This is a genomic window from Actinoplanes derwentensis (genome assembly GCF_900104725.1).
Classification (GTDB): Bacteria; Actinomycetota; Actinomycetes; order Mycobacteriales; family Micromonosporaceae; genus Actinoplanes; species Actinoplanes derwentensis.
Genome location: NZ_LT629758.1, coordinates 9,052,087 through 9,075,420 on the forward strand (window position 1 = coordinate 9,052,087; position 23,334 = coordinate 9,075,420).

The window sequence follows — 23,334 nt, forward strand, 5'->3', positions numbered from 1 at the left end:
GCACGCAGAAAGGGCGCTCCCGGCCTCGGGGGCGCCCTTCCTTGTGTTCACGTCTTCAGTTGGGGGACCGCTGCTGCTAGTTGCTGGAGTTCGACATCATGTCCGCGCCTCGCCAAGTGAACTCCGGATCGGCCTTGTACTGCACCGCGATCTTCACCAGGTCCTTGGCGTACCGGTTGGCGTGGTGGCCACAGAAAACCAGTTCACTGCCACCCGCCAGGGTCAAACGGAGCTTCCCGGCTGCATTGCAGCGGTCGCACCGTTCATCGGCTGCGGGGCCGGCCACACTTCCGGCCGGCGGCGTGAGGGTCGGGGTCATCGCCTTCCTCCTCTGTTCGTCACCGATGAACATGTTCCTCGGCTACTGCTCACACATCGTGCAACACCCTGCACCGTTGCAGCCTTCCCACTGTGCCCCGGGGGGACCGAGGTCACACCGTCCATCCGGGCCCGGTGTGCTGGTTCTAGCTAGTGTGCCGTGATCCAAGGGTGCCACGTCAACGATCACTTCTGCACAACGGTCTGATCACCACCCGTTGATGTACGGGTGGTGATCATTCGGACACGGACAGTTGACGGATCGGCTTAGTCCAGGTAGTCGCGCAGAACCTGGGACCGGGACGGGTGTCGCAACTTCGACATCGTCTTGGACTCGATCTGCCGGATCCGCTCACGGGTCACCCCGTAGACCTGGCCGATCTCGTCAAGCGTCCGCGGCTGGCCGTCGGTCAGACCGAACCGCAGCCGCACCACGCCCGCCTCGCGCTCGGACAGCGTCTGCAGGACCTGCTGAAGCTGGTCCTGCAGCAGCGAGAAGGAGACCGCGTCGACGGCGACGACCGCCTCGGAGTCCTCGATGAAGTCGCCGAGCTGGCTGTCACCCTCGTCGCCGATGGTCTGATCCAGGGAGATCGGCTCCCGGGCGTACTGCTGGATCTCCAGAACCTTCTCCGGAGTGATGTCCATCTCCTTCGCCAGCTCCTCCGGGGTGGGCTCACGGCCCAGGTCCTGGAGCAGCTCACGCTGGATACGGCCCAGCTTGTTGATGACCTCGACCATGTGCACCGGGATGCGGATGGTGCGGGCCTGGTCGGCCATGGCGCGGGTGATGGCCTGCCGGATCCACCAGGTGGCGTACGTGGAGAACTTGTAGCCCTTGGTGTAGTCGAATTTCTCGACGGCGCGGATCAGGCCGAGGTTGCCCTCCTGGATCAGGTCGAGGAACGCCATGCCACGACCGGTGTACCGCTTGGCCAGCGACACCACCAGCCGGAGGTTGGCCTCGAGCAGGTGGTTCTTGGCCCGCTCGCCGTCTCGGTTGATCCACTTGAGGTCGCGCTCGAAGTTGCGCTCGAGCGACTCCTCGCCCTCGTCGGCGGCCCGCAGGCGCTCGGCGGAGTAGAGTCCGGCCTCGATCCGCTTGGCGAGCTCGACCTCCTGCTCCGCGTTGAGCAGCGGGACCTTGCCGATCTGCTTGAGGTAGGCACGGACCGAGTCGGCCGAAGCGGTCAGCTCCGCGTCACGGCGGGCCTGCTTGAGAGCCTCGGACTCCTCGTCGTCCCACTCGAAGTCGCCGTCGGTGGCCGAACTGGCGGCGTCGGTGGCGGCGGCCGCGACAAGCGCGGGTGCTTCCTCGACCACCACGTCGCCGACCGCGGCGAGCTCGGCGGGATCGATGTCCTCGCCGGGCTTACCGGGCACGGCCTTCTTCGCCGGGACGGCCTTGGCCGCCGCGGCCTTGCGGACCGGAGCGGCCCGCTTCGCCGGTTCGCCTCCGGGGGCGGCCTGCTTGGGTGCCGCGGCCGTCTTCTTGACCGGTGCGGCCTTGGCGGTGGTCGCCCGGGATGCCGGGGTCGTGGAACGAGCCGCGGAGACCTTGGGCCGCCGAGTGCTCACCGACCCGTCGACGACGACGGTGATACCCGCGTCCACCAACCCCCGCAGGATCTTCTTGGCCTGCGCCGGGTTTACCGCAGCGGACTCGAGCGTATGCGCGACCTGGGCCGATGTGAGTTGCCCGCCCGCACCCTGAGCATGGGTGATCAAGGCCTCGGTGAGAGAGCGAACGTCGGCACCGTTCTGGTGGGCTTCTGTCACGAATGACCTTCCGGAGGCGATGTGGTTGGGCACGGCCAGATCCAGCGCACCACGCGGAAGCGTGTGTCGCTGGAGTCGGTTTTGGAGACCCCCGGGTCACGGACCATCCCGGTGTTGAGTGTCCGTGAAGCGGGTGCAGGGGTGAATTGTAGCGCCGCTTACCGAGATCCTCCGCCCACAGCACGCCGCCGGGGCCCGGCGACCTCGCCGGAGACGCCTGACGCGAGAATGCTATCGGCGGAAAGGACCCATACGTGAGCGAGATTCCGGTGGTATCGACACCCGGCGAGTTGTTGGCGATCGCCCTCCCGGTGGCGCGCGAAGCGGCTGCCACGGCCCGGCGGATGCGGGACGAGGCGATCGGCGACGTCGAGACGAAGAGTACCGACACCGACGTGGTGACGGCGGCCGACAAGGCGGTCGAGCGGCAGGTCGTGGCGGCGCTGCTGGCCGTCCGGCCCGGCGACGCGGTGCTGGGCGAGGAGTACGGGGACTCGGCGCCGGTGGCGCCCGGCGCCGTGCGATGGATCCTCGACCCGATCGACGGCACGGTGAATTACCTGTACGGCCTGCCCCAGTACGCGGTCTCGCTGGCCGCCGAGGTGGACGGTGCGGTGGTGGCCGGGGTGGTGATCAACGCGGCCACCGGTGACGAGTGGACGGCCACCTCTGGTGGCGGGGCGTGGCGGGCCGGGCGGCGGCTCAGCGGCTCTGCACGGACCACGCTGGACCAGACCCTGGTCGGTACCGGGTTCGGTTATGACGCCCGGCGAAGAGCCCATCAGGGTGCAGTTCTGGCCCGGCTGATCACCCGTGTGCGTGACATCCGCAGATTCGGCGCGGCGGCCCTGGACCTCTGCCAGGCTGCCGAGGGGTCGCTCGATGCGTATTTCGAGAAGGGACTGAATCTGTGGGACCACGCGGCCGGCGGTCTGATCGCGACGGAGGCCGGGCTGATCGTGGCCGGGCTCTCCGGGGCGCCGGCCGGCGAGCGGATGCTCGTGGCGGCGCCCCCGGCGATCTTTCCGGCCCTGCACGCGGCGCTGGTGGAGCTGGACGCCGCGGGCGGGCCGTAGGCCTACTCGGCCTCTTTGCTGGGCTGGTCGGCGGGCTTGAGACAGGAGCCCGGCGGCAGCGTCGGCTCGCCCAGCGAACCGAGGGACTGGTTCACCTCGGTGGTGGTGGCGAGTGCCTGGAACTGGTTGCCGATGACGATGTCGATGACACCGCCGGTGCGCTTGGCGTTGTAGACCATCTTCGACTGGGCCAGGAAATAGGCCCGCAGGAGCTGGGCGTCGCCGGCGGTCTCCGGACCGAACCGGATCTCGGCGACGCCGTCGAACTTGGTCTTGCTCTTGCCGGGGTTCTTCACGCTGAACCGCCGGTTCTGGAACTCGGTGGTGACCTGCTCGGCCAGGCCGGCCCGGTTGGTGCCGTTGTAGACCTTGACGACGACGTCCACCGGATCGGTCGGCAGCCGGATGTCGGCCAGCGGGGCCCCGGCGGGACACGCGCCACCGTTCGAGAGACCACGCTGCGAATCCCGGACGAGGGTGACGACGACGAAGACGATCGCGGCCACGGCCAGCACGCCGACAACGACGAGCGCTCGGACGCGGGCAAAGCTCATGGGGCTGGCTCCAGGATCGGACGGGGGACCCGGGTAAGGTGCCCGGACCTGTCGAGAGGTTAGCGTCTGTCCGCCAGGGGCGCGGAAACAGGGAATGCTTCCGGCGCGTTGACAATGATCCAGAGGCTGGTGCCCCTACCTTGATGTCGCCTCAGTCACATCGGGAACAATGGGCGGCCGGAGTGCGTACAAGCCTGCCGCGACAGCGGTAGGGTTCCGCGCTCACCACGGCTGTTTCTGGTGTCTGACCCGGTGTCAGAAATCGTCCAGCGGAACCGGGAACCGAAAGCCCGTCAGCGGCGTTACCAACGCCGAATGACACATCGATACAGGAGAGTGAAAACCGATGGCCACCGACTACGACGCCCCGCGTCGCGATGAGGTCGACCTCGGCGAGGACAGCCTCGAAGAGCTCAAGGCCCGTCGCGCCGACTCACAGTCGGGCGCAGTGGACGTCGACGAGGTCGAGGTGGCGGAAAGCTTCGAGCTGCCCGGCGCCGACCTCGCCGACGAGGAGCTCACCGTCAAGGTGCTGCCCATGCAGACCGACGAGTTCCGCTGTTCCCGCTGTTTCCTCGTGCACCACCGGAGCCAGCTGGCGACGGAGCGCAACGGGGAGCTGATCTGCCGCGAGTGCGCCTGAGCGCACTCGCGCGCAGCGCGGCATCCATTCAACCCGATCACGGCGACTGTGATCGGGCGTACGACGTTTGACACGGGGTTTGACCCTGGGTCGTGGCCGGGAACAGTACCGGTGACGACCACGGGAAGGACGACGATGAGCCAGCCGGATCGCGCGACCGAGTCTGACACCGAGCCCGGGACCGAGATCGTGCCCGTTGCTGCCCGTGACGAGGTGGGACGCACCGTTGCTGCCCTCACCGCGGACGATCTGGAGCCCGGCGGGCGACGCCGGCTCCTCGGCCGGCTCGCCGGCCAGGTCCGCGGCAGTGGCGTCGGCCGGTTGTTCAAGCCGAGATCAGCCGTGCGCTGGATCGCCGATCAGGTCGCCGAGGTGGCGCCGCACATCCCGGTCCGGGACCGGGAGACGCTACGCCGGCACTTCCCCGGCATGGACGATCGTGAGCTGGCCGAGCGCCTGATCCGCAACGCGGCCCGGGCCACGGCCGGCGTGGGCGCGGCCGGCGGCGGCATCGCGGCGGTGGAGTGGATCGCCGCTCCGACGCTGCTCTCCGCCCCGGTGCTGCTGGCCACCGAGACGGTGGCGGTGGTCGCGATCGAGATCAAGCTGATCGGGGAGTTGCACGAGCTGTACGGGTACCCGGTCGACGGGACCGGTACCGAGCGTGCCGTCAAGCTGGTCGAGGCGTGGTCCGGTCAGCGTGGGGTGAACCCGATGATCCCCGGTACCGGTGTGGCCAAGGTGCTGGGCACGGCGGCCCGCAAGGAGCTGCAGAAGTCACTGATGAAGCGGTTCGGGCGGAACCTGACCACCCTCGGGCCGATGCTGACCGGTGCGGCGGTCGCCAGTTACCTGAACCGGCGGGCCACCCGGACGGTCGGCGACAACGTCCACGACGACCTGCGGAAACGACCGCTCAGGGCACTGTCCGCTCGGCCCGCGCTCGACGACTGACCTCCAGCAGGGCGGTCGCCAGCTCGACCGGCTGGCGGGTGCTGACCACCCAGAACGGCGTCGGGTCGGCCGGGTCGTCGAGCAGCACCTGCACGGCGGTTCCGATGGTGGATTTCTGCACCACGAAGGCGAGCGGGTGAGCGCCGACGCCGAGCACCTCACGTTTGCCCGCGGCGTCCAGCGCCACCACACCGGAGATGAACTCGACCGGCAGCCGGGCGTCGTCGACCCGGAACTCGTCCGGGGTGACCTCGATCCGAAGTCGGCCCAGCGGGGCCAGGATCAGCAGGCTCAACGGGAGCAGCACCGCGTACGGCAGCCAGATGGGCAGTTCCGGGGTGGCCAGCATCAGCTCGGTGGCCAGGACGGCACTCGTCCCGAGGCTGGCGGGCCAGGCCCACCACGGGAGGCTCAGCCGTTCCTGATGGGCCGCCACCGTGCGGGCCGGGGACTCGGGTGTCACCCTCGAAGGGTACGGCGCGCCTCCGTGGCCGGACGCGGCAGGATGGCAGGGTAGTTGCCGCCCGCAGTGCCCGCCCCAGTGAGGAACACCCCCGTGACCGACGTGACCGTCCAGGTTCTCCAGCTCGACCCGGACCTCCCCCTGCCCGCCTACTCGCATCCCGGTGACGCCGGGGCCGACCTGGTCGCGGCCGAGGACGCGGAGATCGACCCGGGTGCCCGGGTGAAGGTTCGGACCGGTGTCGCGATCGCCCTTCCGGAGGGGTTCGTCGGCCTGGTTCACCCGCGCTCCGGTCTGGCCGCTCGGCTGGGGGTGACGGTCCTCAACGCGCCCGGTACGGTCGACGCCGGTTACCGCGGCGAGATCCTGGTGAACCTGATCAATCACGATCGGGAGAAGACCGTCAAGATCGCCCGTGGCGACCGGATCGCCCAGCTCGTGATCCAGCGGGTGGAGCGGGCGGCGTTCCACGCGGTGGACGCCCTCGGCGACACTGCGCGGGGTACCGGCGGGCACGGTTCCACCGGCGGACATCAGGCCCTCTGAGCCCGAAGAAGAACGAAAGGCTGGCAATCATGTTCTCCCGTAAGCGCGGTGCCGCGAAGCATGTCCGCGCGGCCGACGCGCCGCCCTCGAAGGCGCTCGCAAGCAGCCTCGCCTCCGACGGCGAGGCCTCGGCTCCCGAGTTCGGCCCGTGGGACTCCCGGTTCGCCCCCGAGGGGGTGCAGCGGCTCGACCTCGGCAGCCTGCTGATCCCGGCGCTCGAAGGCGTCGAGGTGCGGGTGCAGGCCAACCCGGACGGCGGGGTGGAGCAGGTCGTCCTGGTGGACGGGGAGAGTGCCCTTCAGCTCGGCGTCTTCGCCGCCCCGAAGACCGAGGGCATCTGGGCCGAGGTCCGGGAGGAGATCGCCGGCGCGATGGCGTCCGACGGTGTCACCCCGCGCGAGGTGCAGGGCCGGTACGGCGTCGAGCTGCACGCCCGGGTGAACACCCCGGACGGCCCGGCCGACGTCCGCTTCGTCGGCGTGGACGGGCCCCGCTGGATGGTCCGCGCGCTCTACCAGGGTGCGGCCGCGTCCGACCCGGCCCGTGAGGGGGTACTCGGCGTGGTGCTCGAGGGCCTCGTCGTGATCCGGGACGACGAGCCCCGCCCGGTGCGTGAGCCGCTGCCGCTGCGGCTGCCGAAGGAGATGGCCGAGCAGCAGCAACAGCAGCAGGACGGTGCCGCCGAGTAGCGCCGCCGGACAGTGCTCTGGATCACCGGGGAGAGTCGGGCGTACCGTGGTCGTCGACGAAGGGTGACGGCGAAGTCATGACGACCGAAGAGCGCACCGGACTACGCCGGTTCTTGGACCGGTTGACGGCGACCGACTCGGAACTCGACGCGCAGGAGTTGCAGCGGGACAGCGCCAAGTGCGGCGCCGTCCCGGCCGGCGCCTGCCGCCGAGGTCAGGTCGTCTCGGTTTCGGGACGTTTGCGCACGGTGGCGTACACTCCACGCACCAACCTGCCGACGCTGGAGGCCGACCTCTACGACGGCAGTGATGTGGTCACGCTGGTCTTCCTGGGGCGCCGGTCCATCGCCGGCATCGAACCGGGGCGTCAGCTCACCGCGCGAGGCCGGATCGCGATCCGGGACGACCGCAAGGTGATCTACAACCCCTACTACGAGCTGGAGGCGCCCCGGTGAGTGGCACCGAGCCACGCCACGTCGCGCACGAGTCGGTCGAGGAACGTCTCTCCGAGGTGCTCGGAGCGGCCGAGGAGAAGATCGCCGAGGAGATCATCGCGGAGCACGATCTGCACGAGGTCAAGCCGCCCGCGAAGGCCGCCGACGATGAGGAGGAGCCCTTCCCGTCGATGAGCGAGCAGATCGCCGAGCAGCTCGGCGGTGTGCGCGGCCTGATCGAGTCAAGCGTGCCGGTGCTCGCGTTCGTCCTGCTCAACGTGATCCTCAGCATCGAGGCCCTGGGCCTGGAGAAGCGCGAGGCACTGCTCTGGGCGATCATCGGCTCAGTCGGCTCGGCTCTGGTCATCGGCGGTGTCCGGCTGTTCCACAAGCAGCCGGTGCGGCACGCGGTGAACGGCCTGTTCGGCATCGCGCTCGGCGCCTGGCTGGCCTGGCGCACCGGCGACGCCAAGAACTTCTACCTGCCCGGCATCCTGCTCACCTTCGGCCAGGCCGCGGCGCTGCTGGTGTCGGTGGCGATCCGCAAGCCGCTGATCGGTTACGCCTGGGGCATCATGGCCAACAAGGGCCGGCAGGACTGGTTCGGAAACGCCCGGCTGTTCCGCACCTTCCAGTGGCTGACCGTCTTCTGGGCGGCTTCACTGAGCGTCCGGGCCGGCATCCAGGCGTTTCTGTACTGGCTGGGTGAGGCCAACGCGATCGGTGTCGTCCGGATCCTGGTGAGCTGGCCGATCTACGCCGCCACGTTCGCCCTGACCATCTGGGCCATCCACCGGGTGACGTCGGCCCAGAAACAGGAGACCGCGGCGGCTGCCGGCTAGACGGGACCGAGGACCACGGCACGGACCTGGTCCTCGACCTCCGCAGTGCACACGAAGATCAGCTCGTCGCCGGCCTCCAGCGGGTCGTCCGGAGTCGGCACCAGAACCCGCTTGCCACGCAGGATGGCGACCAGGGCGGCGTCACGGGGCATCGGCACCGAGCGGACCGGCTGACCCTCGTACGGCGCGTTCTTCGGCAGGGTGATCTCCACCAGGTTCGCCTCACCCTGCCGGAACGTCATCAGCCGGACCAGGTCGCCGACCGTCACCGCCTCCTCTACCAGCGCGGCCATCAGGCGGGGCTTGCTGACCGCGACGTCGACCCCCCACTGCTCGGTGAACAGCCACTCGTTCTCGGCCCGGTTCACCCGGGACACCACCCGGGGCACCGCGAACTCGGTCTTGGCCAGCAGCGACACCACCAGGTTGGCCTTGTCGTCGCCGGTGGCCGCGACCACCACGTCACAGCCGGCCAGGTCGGCCTCCTCCAGACTGCTCACCTCACAGGCGTCGGCGAGCACCCAGCGGGCCTCCGGCACCCGCTCCGGGCAGAGCTGCCGGGGGTGCCGTTCGATGAGCATGACCTCGTGCCCGTTGCCGATCAGTTCCTGAGCGATGGACCGGCCCACGTTGCCGGCTCCCGCGATGGCGATGCGCACGATTCAGTTCCCTTCCTTGTCGGCGCCCTGGGCGATGTCCAGCACCTGGTCCACGATCTCGTCGGTGACCAGCATGTAGACCTGGTCGCCGTCCTGGAGCACGGTGGACGGCTGAGTCAGGGTGCCCAGACCGAAACGGGACAGGTACGCCATCCGCGCCCCGGTCCGGTCCTCCAGCGACTTGACCGTCCGGCCGATCCAGTCCCGGTGCAGCGGCGTCTCCACGATGCTGACCACGCTTGTCGGGTCGCGGAACACCTCGACCCGCTCGTCCGGCACCAGGAACCGGTACATCCGCTCGGAGGCCCAGCGGATCGTCGCGATCGTCGGGATGCCCAGCCGCTCGTAGACCGCCGCGCGCCGGGAGTCGTAGATCCGGGCCACCACCCGGGACACGCCGAACGTCTCCCGGGCCAGCCGGGCCGCGATGATGTTGGAGTTGTCGCCGCTGGAGACCGCGGCGAACGCGTCGGCCCGTTCGACCCCGGCGGCTCGCAGCACGTCCCGGTCGAAGCCGATGCCGTTGACGGTGAGCCCGCCGAAGTTGTCGCCGAGCCGGCGGAAGGACTCGGCATCCCGGTCGATCACGGCGACCTGGTGACCTTGGGCGTCGAGTTTCTGGGCGAGCGTGGAACCGAGCCGCCCGCAACCCATGATGACCACGTGCACGGTTCGTGCCCTCCCGAATCTCTGCGAACGATGTGAGCCTGCCATGCCCTGCTGAGAGCCGCTGTCCGGGGCGCGCTCCGCAGCGAATGGTGCGCCCGTACGCTTGGCACTCGTGGCGAGTACCACCTCCTTGGCCAAACGGCTGCTTCTCGGCAGGCCGTTCCGCTCCGACAAGTTGCAACACACGCTGTTGCCGAAGCGGATCGCCCTGCCGGTCTTCGCGAGCGACGCGCTCTCCAGCGTGGCGTACGCACCCGACGAGATCCTGCTGACGCTCTCGATCGCCGGTGCGGCCGCCTACGTCTTCTCTCCCTGGGTGACGCTCGCGGTCGCGGTGGTGATGGTGACGGTGGTCGCCAGCTACCGGCAGAACGTGCACGCCTACCCGTCCGGCGGCGGCGACTACGAGGTGGCCACGGTCAACCTCGGGCCGAAGTTCGGTCTCAGCGTGGCCAGCGCGCTGCTGGTCGACTACATCCTCACGGTGTCGGTGTCGGTCGCCTCCGGGGTGAGCAACCTCGGATCGGTCGTCCCCTGGGTGGCCGAGCACAAGGTCTTCATCGCGATCATCGCGATCATCCTGCTCAGTGCGGTCAACCTGCGCGGGCTGCGAGAGTCCGGGACCGCCTTCGCGGCCCCCACCTATCTCTTCATCGTCGTCATCGTCGGCATGATCCTCACGGGCCTGTTCCGGGTCTTCGTGCTGAATGAGGACCTCCGCGCGCCCAGCGCCGCTCTGACGATCGTCGCCGAGCATGACGACCTCACCCAGGCGGGTTTCGCCTTCCTGTTGTTGCGGACGTTCTCGTCCGGCTGTGCGGCGCTCACCGGCGTCGAGGCGATCTCCAACGGGGTGCCCGCGTTCAAGAAGCCGAAGAGCCGGAACGCGGCGACCACCCTGATGTGGCTGGGCGGCCTCTCGATCGTGATGCTCACCGGGATGGTGCTGCTGGCGCGGGCGACGCACCTGAAGTTCGTCGAGAACCCGATGACCCAGATCGTTCCCAACGCGGCGTCGGAAGGCTACGTCCAGAAGACGGTCACCACCCAGCTCGCCGAGACCGTCTTCGGCAACGGGTCGATACTGCTCTACCTGGTCGGTGGGGTGACCGCACTGATCCTGTTCCTGGCCGCGAACACCGCCTTCAACGGCTTCCCGGTGCTCGGCTCGATCCTCGCCCAGGACCGTTACCTGCCTCGCCAGTTCCACACCCGTGGTGACCGGCTGGCGTTCAGCAACGGCATCTTTTTCCTGGCCGTCGCCGCCATGGTCCTGGTCGTTGCCTTCGAGGCCGAGGTCACGAAGCTGATTCAGCTCTACATCGTGGGCGTCTTCGTGTCGTTCACGCTGTCCCAGGCCGGCATGATCAGACACTGGAACCGGCTGCTGCGGACCCAACGCGACCTGGTCCAGCGGCGCCGGATGCTCCGCTCCCGGGCCATCAACACATTCGGCATGCTGCTCACCGGTGCTGTGCTGATCATCGTCCTGATCACCAAGTTCCTGCTCGGCGCCTGGATCGCGATCGCCGTCATGCTCGTCCTGTACGCGTTGATGGTCGCCATCCACCGGCATTACACGCGGGTCGCCGAAGAACTCAAGCCCACCGACGAACGGCCGATCCTGCCGTCCCGCAACCACGCGATCGTTCTGGTCAGCAAGGTGCACCAGCCGACCCTGCGGGCTCTGGCCTACGCGCAGGCGACCCGGCCGGACACCCTCACCGCGGTCACCGTGAACGTCGACGACAACGACACCCGGGCCATCCAGGCCGAATGGGAGCGCCGGCAACTGCCGGTGGCGCTGGCCGTGGTCGAGTCGCCGTACCGGGAGATCACCCGGCCGATCCTCGACTTCGTGAAGAACACCCGCCGTGCCTCACCCCGGGACGTGGTCACCGTCTTCGTCCCCGAGTACGTCGTGGGACGCTGGTGGGAGAACCTGTTGCACAACCAGAGTGCTTTGCGGATCAAGGGGCGTCTGCTCTTCGAACCCGGCGTGATGGTCACCAGCGTGCCCTGGCAACTGCGCTCCAGCCAGGACCGTGACCTCGACCGCCTGGACCGGGTGCTCAGCCGCGCCCCCGCCCGTGGCCCGCGCAGCCACGGCACCGACCCCGGAGACGGTGATCAATCATGACAGTGCGGATCGACGACGAGCTGGTGGAGGGCGACCGGGTCGAGGTCACGGTCGGCGCGCCCGCGCACGGTGGGCACTGCGTCGCCCGGATCGGTGGTGCGGGCGGCCGGGTGGTCTTCGTCCGGCACGCGCTGCCCGGTGAACGGGTCACCGCGGAGATCACCGAGTTGCATCGCGGCTGGCTGCGGGCCGACGCGGTGGAGATCCACGAGGCGTCGCCGGACCGGGTCACGCCGCCGTGCGCCTTCGCCCATCCCGGCGGCTGCGGTGGTTGTGACCTTCAGCACGCCTCCGGCGATGCCCAGCTGCGCTGGAAGACCGCGGTGGTCCGGGAGCAGCTGACCCGCCTGGCCGGTCTCTCCGAGCAGGAGCAGGACCAGATCTTCGTACGGGTGGAGCCGCTCCCGTCCCGTCCGGCCCGGTCCGGGTTCCCCGCCGCCCCGAAGACCCCGGCCGCCTCCGAGACCGGTCCCGAGTCGCCGGCCGATCCCGCGGCGGCCGGCTTCGGCCACGTCCCGGAGACGCTGCTCGGGTGGCGCAGCCGGGTCCGCTACGCGATCGACGCGGCCGGGCGGCCGGGGCTGCTCCAGCACCGGTCCAACCAGGTGGTGCCGATCGACCGCTGTGTGATCGCGCACCCGGCCATCCAGGACCTGGACGTGCTCGCCAACGACTGGCCCACCGTGGACGCGGTGCAGGCGGTCGCCACCACCGGCGGGGACGTGGCCGTGCTGGCCCGGCCGTCCGGTTCGACCGCGCCGGAGCCCGGTGACGACCTGAGCGAGGCCGCCGAAGCCGGGCTGATCCGGCTGACCGGGCCGACCGAGGTCATCGAGCAGGCCGCCGGCCGGGTCTGGCGGGTGCCGCCGCAGGGTTTCTGGCAGGTGCATCCGGCCGCCGCCGACACGCTGGTCGGGGCGGTTCTGGAGATGTTGCGGCCGGAGCCGGGCGAGGTCTGCTGGGATCTGTACGGCGGTGCCGGCCTCTTCGCCGCGGCCCTCGCCGAACGGACCGGCGCTCGCACGGTCGTCGTCGAGTCCTCGCCGACCGGGGTGACCGCGGCCCGGAACAACCTGGCGAACCTGGCCGGAACCGAGATCGTCGAGGCCCGGGTGGACCTCGCGCTGGCCCGCCGCCGGTTGACCGCCCCGGTCGACCTGGTGGTCCTCGACCCGCCGCGGGCCGGAGCCGGCGCCCGGGTGGTCCGGTCGATCGCCGCCGCGAAGCCACGGGCGATCGCCTATGTCGCGTGCGACCCGGCGGCCCTGGCCCGGGACTTGAAGACGTTCCGGGCCGAGGGCTGGCGGATCGAGAGCCTCCGTGCCTTCGACTGCTTCCCGATGACCCAGCACGTCGAGTGCGTCGCCCACCTCGTCCCCGCCTGACCCCGTGTGGTGAGTTGGGGTGCGCATCGAACCCCAACTCACCACGCAGTGCGTGCCGGTTCGGTGCGTGGTGAGTTGGGGTTCGGTTCGAGCCCTAACTCACCACGCTGTGCGTGCCGGTTCGGTGCGTGGTGAGTTGGGGTTCGGTTCGAGCCCTAACTCACCACGCTGTGCGCGCGGGTTTGGTGTGTGGTGAGTTGGGGTGCGAATCGGGCCCGGACTTTCCACGCTGGGGGTGGGGTGACGGTGGGCACCGCATTCGGCCCGGCAGCCGCGGGGCGGCCTGGCGCCGTGCCTACCTTGCGGGGTAGGCACGGGGCTCTGGGTAGGCGTACGAGATCAGGGGTTTGATCTTTCGGCGGCGGCCACCGCGTTGCGGAAGAGCATCGCCACCGTCGTCGGGCCCACACCGCCGACCCGGGGCGTGATGGCGCCGGCCACCTCGGCGCACGACTCGTCCACGTCGGGGAGCAGGCGGCGGCCCTCGTAGCGGACGCCGGCGCCGATCACCACCGAGCCGGGCCGGACGTGCTCGGGCTTGACGATGCCGGGGACGCCGACCGCGGCGATCAGGATGTCGGCGCGCTGGGCGTAGCGGGGCCAGTCCTTGACGCCGGTGTGCACGACGGTGACCGCGGCGTTGGCGGTGGGGCGTTTCTGGGCCAGCAGCATCGCCAGCGGGCGGCCCAGGGTCGCGCCGCGGCCCAGGATGACCACCTCGCGGCCGGAGACCTCGATGTCGTGGAAGGCCAGCAGCGCCTCGATGCCGGCCGGGGTGCAGGGCAGCGGGCCGGGCAGACCGACGGCGAGGCGGCCCATGTTGAGCGGGTGCATGCCGTCGACGTCCTTGTCGGGGTCGAGGGTCTGCAAGGCGGCGTCGTAGTCCAGGTGGGCCGGGATCGGGTACTGGATCAGGACACCGTGCACGTTTTTGTCGTCGTTGTAGCCGGCGATCACCTTGAGCAGGTCGGCCTGGGTGATGTCGCCGCTCAGGTGCTCGTGCGGGGACTCGAAGCCCAGCTCGGCGGCCTGTTTCTGCTTGATCCGGATGTAGCCGGCGCTGGCGTCGTCGTCGCCGACCAGGATGGTGGCGAGGCTCGGGTTCACGCCGCGGGCTTTCAGGGCGGTGACCCGGTCACGGACGTCGTTCAGGACCGACTCGGCGACGGGGGCGCCGGGCAGAAGGCGTGCGGTTGACATGTGTCTCCCTCAGCGGGGAGCCCAGGCGGTCGACTCCCTCGTGACGAGCAGCTCCCCGATGGTTCGACCATCCCCGTGCCGCCAGTCGCTGCGTGTCTTCCAGGATGCCGGACGACTCGATCGGGCGGCCAGCCGGGGTGATGAACGAACGGATAGGTGGATGTACCAATTGTGTGGAGGATTGGTGACGGTCCGTTCGCTCAAGTCGCGTCCGTGCGCCTCGCGGATAGACTCATGCCTCATGAGCGACTCCCCCTCGACCCCGGCCGGTCTGCTGTCCAGCATCACCAGCCCCGGTGATCTGAAGCGACTGTCCGCGGAGCAGCTGCCCCTGCTCGCGGCCGAGATCCGTGACTTCCTCGTGGCCAAGGTGGCGCGGACCGGGGGTCACCTCGGCCCGAACCTCGGCGTCGTCGAGACGACCCTGGCGATGCACCGGGTCTTCGACTCCCCTCGCGACAAGATCCTCTTCGACACCGGCCACCAGGCGTACGTGCACAAGATGCTCACCGGCCGGCAGGACGGTTTCGACCTGCTCCGTCAGCGGGGTGGCCTGACCGGCTACCCCAACCAGGCGGAGAGCGAGCACGACCTGATCGAGAACTCGCACGCCTCCACCGCCCTGTCCTACGCCGACGGGCTGGCCAAGGCGTTCGCGCTGCGCGGCGAGGACCGGCACGTGGTCGCGGTCGTCGGTGACGGCGCGCTGACCGGCGGCATGTGCTGGGAGGCGCTCAACAACATCGCCGCCACGAAGAACCGCCTGGTGATCGTGGTCAACGACAACGGCCGGTCGTATGCGCCGACCATCGGCGGTCTCGCCGACCACCTCTCCACGCTGCGCCTGAACCCGGGTTACGAGAAGGTGCTCGACCTGGTCAAGGACGCGCTGGGCCAGACCCCGCTGGTGGGCAAGCCGGTCTTCGAGGTGCTGCACGCGGTCAAGAAGGGCATCAAGGACGCGGTCAGCCCGCAGCCGATGTTCGAGGACCTGGGCCTGAAGTACATCGGGCCGGTCGACGGCCACGACGAGCAGGCGATGGAGTCGGCGCTGCGCCGGGCCAAGGGCTTCAACGCGCCGGTCATCGTGCACGCGGTGACCCGCAAGGGCTACGGCTACCGCCCCGCCGAATCGGACGAGGCGGACTGCTGGCACAGCCCGAGCGCGTTCGACGCCGAGACCGGCAAGCTGGTGACGTCGTCGGCGCTGAAGTGGACCAAGGTCTTCGCGGAGGAACTGGTCGCGATCGCCGACGAGCGGCCGGACGTGGTCGGCATCACCGCCGCGATGGCCGAGCCGACCGGGATCGCCGCGCTGGCCAAGAAATACCCCGAGCGGACGTACGACGTGGGCATCGCCGAGCAGCACGCGGCGACCAGCGCGGCCGGTCTCGCGATGGGCGGGCTGCACCCGGTGGTGGCGGTCTACGCGACATTCCTGAACCGGGCCTTCGACCAGGTCCTGCTCGATGTGGCGATGCACAAGCTGCCGGTTACGTTCGTGCTGGACCGGGCCGGGATCACCGGGCCGGACGGGCCGAGCCACTACGGCATGTGGGACATGAGCGTCTTCGGTGTGGTGCCGGGGCTGCGGATCGCCGCCCCGCGTGACGCCGCCACGCTGCGGGAGGAGCTGCGCGAGGCGGTCGCGGTCGAGGACGGCCCGACGATCGTGCGGTTCCCGACCGGCGCGGTTCCGGCGGACACCCCGGCTCTGCGGCGGATCGGCCAGATCGACGTGCTCCGCGAGGATGAGCGCAAGGACGTGCTGCTGGTCGGCGTGGGTTCGTTCGCCGGCCTGGCGCTGGACGCGGCCGAGCGGATCGCCGAGCAGGGTTACGGCGTCACGGTCGTCGACCCGCGCTGGGTCCGCCCGGTGCCGATCGAGCTGACCGGCCTCGCCGCTCAGCACCGGCTGGTGGTGACGGTGGAGGACGGCGTGCGTGCCGGTGGTGTCGGTGACGCGGTGGCGAGTGCGCTGCGCGACGCGGGAGTCGCCACACCGCTGCGTGATTTCGGGGTTCCGGTCGGGTTCCACCCGTTCGGCACCCGCGCTCAGATCCTGGGCGACCTGGGCCTGACCGCGCAGGACGTGGCCCGCGAGGTGACCGCGGCGGTGTCGCGCCTGGAGTCAGGCGAGGTCCGCGTCTGACGTAGTGGGCGATTCCGTTACTCAACCGTTACCTTTAACGGATGGGAGCGGACCGCGTCATCGTCATCGACCTCGGTCTCGACCGGGGCGAGCCGGAGAGTTACACCCGGCCGGGGCGGCGCACCACGCCGCTCTGGTTCGGGCCGGCGATCCTCGCCGTGCTGCTCCTGTTTACCGTCACCGGCTCGGTGCCACCACCCGGCCCGCCGCTGACCGCGTTGTTACGTCTCCCGATCGGGCCGGGTGACCCCTTCACCACCAGCGGCGATCGGCTGCTGATCCAGACGGCCGGCGAACTGAGCGCCTACGACCTGGAGTCCGGGGCCCGCGAGTGGCGGGTCGCCCAGCAGATCCCGGTCTACCGGCTGCGCACCGGCGGCGGCGTGCTGCTGCTGCGCCCGTGGGCGCCCGGCCGGTCCGAGCCGGGCACCACCGCGCTCTCCGTGGTCGACGGCGAACAACGCTGGCACAACGGCCGTAACGTGATCTCCTTCCCCGGCAGTGGGCTGATGGTCGCGGTCGAAGGGGTGCGCAGCGTCTACGGCACCGGCCGCCGGGTGGAGAAATCAGTCGAGGTGATCGACCCGCCGACCGGGTTCGCCCGCTGGCGGCTGTGGGTGCCGTCGACGGCGGTGCTGCTCGGGATTCCCGGCCGGGACGGCGGCCCGGCCCGGATGATGCTGATCCGCGACGATCTGATCGCCCAGCTCTACGACGTCGGCACCGGCGCCTTGCTGGCCCAGCGGAAACTGCCGGCGTCCGGCTACGACCCGGAGAACCCGGTGGTGGCTGGTGGGCTGGTGCTGGTGCGGCATCCGGGGCCGTCCGGGATGGAGATGTCGGCCTACCACCCGGAGACGCTGCGGCCGCTGTGGACGAAACCGGCCGGGAGCATCCGGGAGATCCGGGTGTGCGGGCGGCTGGCCTGTGTGATCGGGCTGGACGGGGTGCGGATGATCGACCCGGCCACCGGCGGCGAACTCTGGCACCGGCCGGGCTGGCGCCGGGTCGAGGAGTCCGGCGGGCAGCTCGTGGCGTACGCGGACGGGCCGGACTCCCCGGCCGGTGTGGTGGACCCGGAGACCGGTGCGGTGCTCGTCGACCTGACCGGCTGGCGGCCGGTGCCCGGTGTCACGGCCGGCGAGGGCCTGCTGGTGGTCCGGGAGATCGGTCCCGGCCCGCGTACCATGATCGGGGTCGCGGCTCCGGGGATGGCCAGGCCACGCCTGCTCGCCGAGCTTCCCACCGGGACGGGGGAGTGTCAGAGCGTTCCGGAGCGGCTGATCTGCCGGTCGATGTACGGCGAGCTGATCGTCTGGGCGTACCGTTCCGGGTCCTGACGCCGACATCCGGGAGGGCCGTGACGTGACGCTGATCGAACTGGATCGCGACACCCCGCTCGATCCCGACGCCGGCCGGATCCCTCCGCCCCGCCTCTACCGGCCGTTGGGCCTGCTGATCGTGCTGGTCCTGACCGTGCTGGTGGGCGGTGCGGCGCCCCGCTCCGGCACGCTCTGGCAGTACCTGGGCGTGATCCCGCCGACCGCCGGCATCGACACCCCCATCCAGCTCGCCGGCGGGCGCCTCTTCACGGTCGTGCCGGCTGGTGGCCGGCGCATCCTGACCGCCTGGGCGCCGCCGCCGGCCCCGGCCAAGCTGTGGAGCACGGAACTGCCCTCCGCCACCGCCGCCGACGTGTCCACCCCGGTTCCGGTCTCGGTCCGGCAGAACGGCGACCTCGTGCTGGTCACGGTGGAGACGACGACGACCGTGCTGGAGAGCGGCACCGGCCGGATCCGGTGGATGATCGGATCCCGGGTCACCACGGCCGGGAACGGAACCGTCGCGACAGTGGCGCGGATCTTCCGGCCGGGCACCCTCTACGACCAGGAGTCCGGCGCCCCGGGGAGGCTGTACTTCTCGGCCGACGGGCAGCCGCACACCGAACCGCCGATCCGGACCGAGGTGCGCGGTATCGACCTGGCCACCGGCGGGGTGCTGTGGACCGCCGAGACGGCCGGGTCGGTCACCGCCGACGCGGTGCCCGGCGACCGGCCCGGTCTGCTGATCACCTCCTCGGACCGGCTGACCCTGCGGGACGCCCGGACCGGCGCGGTGCTGCGCGAGACCGCGCTGCCGGGGGCGTCCAGCAGCGAGACGATCGGGGACGTGGCAGTGGTCGGCTTCGACGAGGCGGGAAAGCAGAGCGGGTACGACACCGGGACGCTCGATCTGCTCTGGACCCGGGACCTGCCTGCCGATCTCGACCCGCCGTCGTGTGCCGGACTGCTCTGCGCGGGCAGCCGGGAGGCGACCACGGTGCTGGACCCGCGCACCGGCCGGCCCGCCTGGAGGCTGGGCGCCGCGGCTGACCTGGACGTCCGGGCCGACTACGTGCTGGACACCGATCCGTCCAGCGGCGACCCGATGCGGCTGCTGGACCCGGCGACCGGAAACCCCCGGGTCGACCTGACCGGCTGGTCCGGCGTGGTGGACAGTTCCGCTGCTCACACCCTGGTGCTGCGGCGCGACAGTCAGGACGGTGGCCAGGTCTTCGGGGTGGTGCCGGCCGGGCATCCCGAGGTGTACACGCTCGGGGTGGCCGATCTCGACAGTCCGGAATGCGGGGCCGACGACCGGTACGTGGTCTGCCGGGACGTACAGGGGCTGCGGATCTGGACGTATCGCAGGTGAGGCCGTCGGCGCGACAATGAGGCGGTGCGCGAAGCCGTCATCGAGCTCGGTGAGGTCCCGTCCGCCGGGTCGGGCGAACCGGACCCGGTCCGGCCGCGTGGCTCGCTGCCGTACCGCTGGGTGGTGGCTCCGCTCGCCGTCGCCCTGACCGTCGCCCTCGGCGGTGCCGGACCGCCGCCCCGGCCACCACCGGAGCCACTGACCCTGTCGGTGACGTTGAGTGACTCGGTGCGGGTGGCGGGCGGGCGGGTCCACGTGATCGGGCCGGGGGAGAAGGCCGAGGGGCGGCCGCGGAGCCGCCGGTTGATGCGGTACCCGATCCGCTCCTACCGTCTGCCCGACCTGGCCCCGCTGGACACCTGGACCACCGTCGTGGACGGCGACATCAGTTATGTCGGCGACGGGCTCGGCGACATCCTGCTCTACAGCTACCAGGGCAACTTCGCCGGCGGGAACGCGGTGGCCGCGGTCCGGCCGGGCTCCGCCGAACCGGTGTGGGAACGGCACGCCTTCCTCTACGGCGTCTCCGCGGACCGCGGCACCGTCCTGGCCTTCGAGGACACCACCGAGGATCCGTTCCAGCAGGACTGGGTGGGCCTGGACAGCCGGACCGGCGCGATCCGCTGGCAGGTCCGGCACCCGACCGGCGGGCACCTCACGCTGCGTGGTGCCGGTGACCTGGCGGCCTACCCGTCCCGGATCTACACGCTGCGGCCGGACGGGCTGATCGAAGCGTGGGACACCGCGGACGGGACTCTCGCCGGATCGCTGCGGACCACGGTCGCGGTGGATCACGACACCCGGTTCTGGTCGGCGGGCGGGCTGCTGCTGGTCGGGCATCCGCGGACCGGGACGATCGCCTACGGCGACGGTGACCTCGGTGAACGCTGGCGGCTGGGCGCACCGGGCCTGGAGGAGAACACTTTCCCGTACGCGTGCGGGGTGGTGATCTGCCTGACCGGGCGGCCCGGTGGGCTGGCCGCGATCGACCCGGCCAGCGGGCGGGAACTGTGGCGCAGCGACTTCTGGGAGTTCACCCAGCCGGTCGGCGACCGGCTGCTGGTCGGCAGCAGCGACCTGACCGAGCCCGAACTGTCCGTGCTGGACCCGGTGACCGGGCGGGTGGTAGCCGAGGCCGGGTCGTGGAGCAGCGGCGGCCCGGGACCGGAACCGGGCACCGCATGGGTCTACCGGATCCAAACCCCGGGATACCGGCTGCGGTACGGGATTCTCGACCTGGCCACCGGAACGGTCCGCACCCTCGGGTCGGCCGAACGGATCGCCGGCGACTGCGTCTTCGCGTCCGGCGCCCTGATCTGCCGCCGCCTCGACTCGTCGGTGGGGGTGTGGCGACTTTGACGTAGCCTGCAGCTACAGCGGTTCATGGAGGCAGCGGTGCGTGTGCTGGTGGTCGAGGACGAGCGGGACATGGCCGACGCGATCGTGCGTGGGCTGCGCCGCAAAGGCATGGCGGTGGATGTCGCCTACGACGGGGCCAAAGGCCACGAGATGGCCTACGTGACGCGGTACGACGTGGTCGTTCTCGACCGTGACCTGCCCGGCATGCACGGAGACGAGATCTGCGCGGCCCTGGTCGCCTCGGGGGCCCTGACCCGGGTGCTGATGCTGACCGCCAGCGCGTCGGTCGACGACAAGGTCGAGGGCCTGGAATTGGGCGCCGACGACTACCTGCCGAAACCGTTCGACTTCAAGGAACTGGTGGCCCGGGTGCAGGCGCTGGGCCGGCGTGCCACCCCGGCCGCGCCCCCGGTGCTCACCGTCGGTGACCTGGCGCTCGACCAGAACCGGCGGGTGGTGACCCGGGGCGGTGGCGCGCTGGAGCTGACCAACAAGGAGTTCGGCGTCCTGGAGGAGCTGCTCAAGGCCAAGGGCGGGGTGGTCTCCACCGAGGAGCTGCTGGACCGGGTGTGGGACGCGAACACCGACCCGTTCACCACCACCGTCCGGGTCACCATCAACACGTTGCGCAAGAAACTGGGCGATCCACCGCTGGTCGAGACCGTGGTGGGGGCCGGCTACCGGATTCCCGACCCGGTCGTGGCCTCGTGACCGTCTACCCCGGCACGAAACGGCGGATGCGGCCGACCCTGCGGCTGCGGCTCACCCTGCTCAACGGCATCCTGCTGGTCGGCGCCGGAGTGGTGCTGGTGCTGCTGGCCTGGCTGCTGGTCAGCGAGTCGCTGCACCCGGTCGACGAGCTGAGCGCCGGTTCCCGTGTGACACTGGCCGACGGCACCACCAAGGAGGCGCTGGTCTGGCAGGCCGAGATGGTAGCCCAGGCCTCCCGGGAACTGCTGATCAAAGGGTTCAGCGCGCTGATCGCGGTCGGAGTCATCGGGAGTGCGCTGGCCTACCTGATGGCCGGCCGGGCGCTGCGGCCGCTGCACTACGTGACCCAGACCGCGCGGCGGCTCGGTGAGACGACCCTCGACCAGCGGATCCGGTACTCCGGCGGCGACGACGAGGTGGCCGAGCTGGCCCGCACCTTCGACGCCATGCTGGACCGGTTGACTGCCGCGTTCGAATCGCAGAAACGGTTCGTGGCGAACGCCTCGCACGAGCTGCGCACCCCGCTCGCGGTGATGCGGACCGAGATCGACGTGACGCTCAGCGACGACGAGGCCGACGTCGCCGAGTACCGGCGGATGGCCAAGGTGGTCCGCAACGCCTCGGAACGGGCGAACGGGCTGGTCGACGCGCTGCTGGTACTGGCCCGGTCGGAGGCGCAGTCCGGTCGCCGGCTGGTCCGCAAGGTGCCGGCTGACCTGTCGATGAGTGTCAACAACGCGTTGTCCGCGGTGCGGGCCGAGGCAGAGCGGCTGAAACTGGACGTCAGCAAGGATCTGTCGCCGGCCCCGGTGGTCGGCGACCCGAGTCTGCTGGACCGGCTGGCCGGCAACCTCATCGAGAACGCGATCCGCTACAACCATCTGCTGGGCCGGTTGTGGCTGCGTACCGAGTCGGTGGACGGGCGGTCGTTGCTGATCGTCGGCAACACCGGTTACGAGGTCGAGCCCGGCGACGTGCCGGGGCTGTTCGAACCGTTCCAGCGGGGCGGCTGGGAACGGACCGGGTCCCGTGGGTCGGGGCTGGGGCTCTCCATCGTGCGGGCGGTCTGCGACGCGCACGGCGGCACCGTCTCGGCGGTGGCGCAGGAGGGTGGTGGCTTGGAGGTCACCGTCTCGTTGCCGGCCGCGGACACCACCCCGGTGGTGGCGGCCACGGCCAGCATCCCGAAAGTCCGGGCTTAGCTCTTCGTCTCGATCTCGGCGCGCAGGTCCGGGAACGAGTCCTGCACGTCTGCGGCGGTCTTGAAGAAGGACATGATCATGCCGACGCTGCCCTCGTCGGCCCAGCCGCAGATCGCCACGTCGATGCCGGAGATCGAGCTGGTGCCGCACTGGGCGACGCCGCCGAGCGAACCGGTGCCGACGGTGGCGATGTCGGTGACCTTGGAACTCTGGCCGAACGTCGTGAACGAGGCGTCCAGTTCCTTCTGCGGGTCGGCGATCGTCGCCTTGGTGGCCAGGGCGGCGACCATGTTCTTGTCCTCGGGGGAGCCGTAGATGGCCCCGAACGAACTCTCCGACCCTGGGTAGGCGGCCAGTTCCTTCTCCATGTTGTCAGTGATCGCCGCGAACTCGGCGCCGTCCAGTTTCGCCAGGCCGCCCAGCGTCACCGGCTCGGTGATGGCGATCTTGGCGGCGGTGTCCTCGGCGTTCTTGCCGATCAGGTAGAAGACGGTGGTGCCGCCGACGCACAGGACCAGCACGATCGCGAGCGAGATCAGCACGATCGGGACGGTCCGGGACTTCCGCGGCGGGGCCGGCTGCGGGAAACCGGGCGGGTAGCCGGGCGGGCCGTACTGCGGCTGCGGTGCGCCGTACTGGGGCTGCTGCGGTGCGCCGTATGGCGACTGCGGCTGCGGCTGACCGTACTGGGGCTGCGGCGGTCCGTACTGCTGGGGCGGTGGCGCCCCGAACGGCTGGGTCGGCGGCAGCTGGTTCGGATCACCGGAGTGCGGGTAGCCGGGCGGCCCGGGCGGCGGGGGGTATGTCATCGACGCTCCATGATTCGAGGGTCCTCATCGACGGCCGGAACGCCGACTGGAGTGCT

23 protein-coding genes and 1 riboswitch are annotated in these 23,334 nt (G+C 70.4%); of the genes, 15 read left to right on the top strand and 8 right to left on the bottom strand.

Annotated features, from left to right (window positions below):
• Window positions 1-76: 76 nt before the first annotated feature.
• A complete protein-coding gene (locus BLU81_RS40505; RefSeq protein ID WP_092558336.1) occupies window positions 77-319 on the bottom strand; it encodes a DUF7455 domain-containing protein in 243 nt (80 codons plus the stop codon).
• Between the two features lie 266 nt (window positions 320-585).
• Window positions 586-2,097 (bottom strand): RNA polymerase sigma factor, encoded by a 1,512-nt coding sequence (locus tag BLU81_RS40510; protein WP_092553904.1) that lies wholly within the window; start codon window positions 2,095-2,097, stop codon window positions 586-588.
• 254 nt (window positions 2,098-2,351) lie between these two features.
• Between BLU81_RS40510 and BLU81_RS40515 the strand changes: the two genes are divergently transcribed.
• The gene (locus BLU81_RS40515) at window positions 2,352-3,173 is read left to right on the top strand and encodes an inositol monophosphatase family protein (RefSeq protein ID WP_092553907.1); all 822 of its coding nucleotides are present in this window, start codon (window positions 2,352-2,354) and stop codon (window positions 3,171-3,173) included.
• A gap of 2 nt (window positions 3,174-3,175) precedes the next feature.
• Here the strand turns inward: BLU81_RS40515 and BLU81_RS40520 are convergent, their stop codons facing one another.
• Entirely contained in the window at window positions 3,176-3,727 is a 552-nt protein-coding gene (locus BLU81_RS40520) for a LytR C-terminal domain-containing protein (protein WP_092553910.1), read from the bottom strand.
• 346 nt (window positions 3,728-4,073) lie between these two features.
• Here BLU81_RS40520 and BLU81_RS40525 point away from each other — a divergent pair, with 346 nt between their 5' ends.
• Both BLU81_RS40525 and BLU81_RS40530 read left to right on the top strand, forming a co-directional pair.
• Entirely contained in the window at window positions 4,074-4,370 is a 297-nt protein-coding gene (locus BLU81_RS40525) for a DUF4193 domain-containing protein (protein WP_014446959.1), read from the top strand.
• A gap of 135 nt (window positions 4,371-4,505) precedes the next feature.
• Entirely contained in the window at window positions 4,506-5,324 is an 819-nt protein-coding gene (locus tag BLU81_RS40530; protein WP_231953745.1) for a hypothetical protein, read from the top strand.
• Here the strand turns inward: BLU81_RS40530 and BLU81_RS40535 are convergent.
• Window positions 5,287-5,787, bottom strand: a complete 501-nt coding sequence (locus BLU81_RS40535; RefSeq protein ID WP_092553913.1) for a DUF3093 domain-containing protein — start codon at window positions 5,785-5,787, stop codon at window positions 5,287-5,289. The genes BLU81_RS40530 and BLU81_RS40535 overlap by 38 nt on opposite strands.
• A gap of 93 nt (window positions 5,788-5,880) precedes the next feature.
• On the opposite strand from BLU81_RS40535, the gene dut reads away from it, so the two are divergent.
• The 4 genes from dut to BLU81_RS40555 all read left to right on the top strand — a co-directional run bounded on the left by dut (window position 5,881) and on the right by BLU81_RS40555 (window position 8,298).
• The gene (dut, locus tag BLU81_RS40540; RefSeq protein ID WP_092553916.1) at window positions 5,881-6,333 is read left to right on the top strand and encodes a dUTP diphosphatase; all 453 of its coding nucleotides are present in this window, start codon (window positions 5,881-5,883) and stop codon (window positions 6,331-6,333) included.
• A gap of 29 nt (window positions 6,334-6,362) precedes the next feature.
• A complete protein-coding gene (locus BLU81_RS40545; protein ID WP_092553919.1) occupies window positions 6,363-7,022 on the top strand; it encodes a DUF3710 domain-containing protein in 660 nt (219 codons plus the stop codon).
• A gap of 77 nt (window positions 7,023-7,099) precedes the next feature.
• Window positions 7,100-7,477: an OB-fold nucleic acid binding domain-containing protein gene (locus BLU81_RS40550; RefSeq protein ID WP_092553922.1), complete on the top strand. Its 378-nt coding sequence runs from the start codon at window positions 7,100-7,102 to the stop codon at window positions 7,475-7,477.
• Window positions 7,474-8,298, top strand: a complete 825-nt coding sequence (locus BLU81_RS40555; protein WP_092553925.1) for a DUF3159 domain-containing protein — start codon at window positions 7,474-7,476, stop codon at window positions 8,296-8,298. Before BLU81_RS40550 ends, BLU81_RS40555 begins: the two co-directional genes overlap by 4 nt.
• Here BLU81_RS40555 and BLU81_RS40560 read toward each other — a convergent pair.
• A complete protein-coding gene (locus tag BLU81_RS40560) occupies window positions 8,295-8,957 on the bottom strand; it encodes a potassium channel family protein (RefSeq protein WP_092553928.1) in 663 nt (220 codons plus the stop codon). The two genes, BLU81_RS40555 and BLU81_RS40560, sit on opposite strands and share 4 nt — an antisense overlap.
• A 3-nt stretch (window positions 8,958-8,960) precedes the next feature.
• Entirely contained in the window at window positions 8,961-9,626 is a 666-nt protein-coding gene (locus BLU81_RS40565; protein WP_092553931.1) for a potassium channel family protein, read from the bottom strand.
• Between the two features lie 112 nt (window positions 9,627-9,738).
• On the opposite strand from BLU81_RS40565, the gene BLU81_RS40570 reads away from it, so the two are divergent.
• Window positions 9,739-11,766 carry an APC family permease gene (locus tag BLU81_RS40570; protein WP_092553933.1) on the top strand — a complete coding sequence of 676 codons (2,028 nt, stop codon included), beginning with the start codon at window positions 9,739-9,741 and terminating at the stop codon, window positions 11,764-11,766.
• Complete coding sequence (locus BLU81_RS40575) at window positions 11,763-13,151, top strand: class I SAM-dependent RNA methyltransferase (RefSeq protein WP_092553936.1); 1,389 nt, start codon at window positions 11,763-11,765, stop codon at window positions 13,149-13,151. The genes BLU81_RS40570 and BLU81_RS40575 overlap by 4 nt, the downstream gene beginning before the upstream one ends.
• 339 nt (window positions 13,152-13,490) lie before the next feature.
• Here BLU81_RS40575 and BLU81_RS40580 read toward each other — a convergent pair whose 3' ends face one another.
• The gene (locus BLU81_RS40580) at window positions 13,491-14,351 is read right to left on the bottom strand and encodes a bifunctional 5,10-methylenetetrahydrofolate dehydrogenase/5,10-methenyltetrahydrofolate cyclohydrolase (protein WP_092553939.1); all 861 of its coding nucleotides are present in this window, start codon (window positions 14,349-14,351) and stop codon (window positions 13,491-13,493) included.
• 12 nt (window positions 14,352-14,363) lie between these two features.
• A riboswitch (ZMP/ZTP riboswitch) is annotated at window positions 14,364-14,450 on the bottom strand.
• A gap of 142 nt (window positions 14,451-14,592) precedes the next feature.
• Here BLU81_RS40580 and dxs point away from each other — a divergent pair.
• Genes dxs through BLU81_RS40610 form a run of 6 tightly spaced genes read left to right on the top strand, consistent with a single transcriptional unit; the run spans window position 14,593 to window position 22,469 of the window.
• Entirely contained in the window at window positions 14,593-16,503 is a 1,911-nt protein-coding gene (gene dxs, locus BLU81_RS40585; RefSeq protein ID WP_092553942.1) for a 1-deoxy-D-xylulose-5-phosphate synthase, read from the top strand.
• A gap of 41 nt (window positions 16,504-16,544) precedes the next feature.
• Entirely contained in the window at window positions 16,545-17,843 is a 1,299-nt protein-coding gene (locus BLU81_RS40590) for an outer membrane protein assembly factor BamB family protein (RefSeq protein ID WP_092553945.1), read from the top strand.
• A 25-nt stretch (window positions 17,844-17,868) separates the two neighbouring features.
• A complete protein-coding gene (locus tag BLU81_RS40595) occupies window positions 17,869-19,197 on the top strand; it encodes an outer membrane protein assembly factor BamB family protein (protein WP_092553948.1) in 1,329 nt (442 codons plus the stop codon).
• A gap of 24 nt (window positions 19,198-19,221) precedes the next feature.
• Window positions 19,222-20,556 (top strand): outer membrane protein assembly factor BamB family protein, encoded by a 1,335-nt coding sequence (locus BLU81_RS40600; RefSeq protein WP_092553952.1) that lies wholly within the window; start codon window positions 19,222-19,224, stop codon window positions 20,554-20,556.
• Window positions 20,557-20,592: 36 nt separating this feature from the next.
• The gene (locus BLU81_RS40605) at window positions 20,593-21,267 is read left to right on the top strand and encodes a response regulator transcription factor (protein ID WP_092558340.1); all 675 of its coding nucleotides are present in this window, start codon (window positions 20,593-20,595) and stop codon (window positions 21,265-21,267) included.
• 26 nt (window positions 21,268-21,293) lie between these two features.
• Window positions 21,294-22,469 (top strand): sensor histidine kinase, encoded by a 1,176-nt coding sequence (locus tag BLU81_RS40610; RefSeq protein ID WP_092558342.1) that lies wholly within the window; start codon window positions 21,294-21,296, stop codon window positions 22,467-22,469.
• Here BLU81_RS40610 and BLU81_RS40615 read toward each other — a convergent pair.
• Window positions 22,466-23,278: a hypothetical protein gene (locus BLU81_RS40615; protein ID WP_092553955.1), complete on the bottom strand. Its 813-nt coding sequence runs from the start codon at window positions 23,276-23,278 to the stop codon at window positions 22,466-22,468. The genes BLU81_RS40610 and BLU81_RS40615 overlap by 4 nt on opposite strands.
• Window positions 23,279-23,334: the final 56 nt, after the last annotated feature.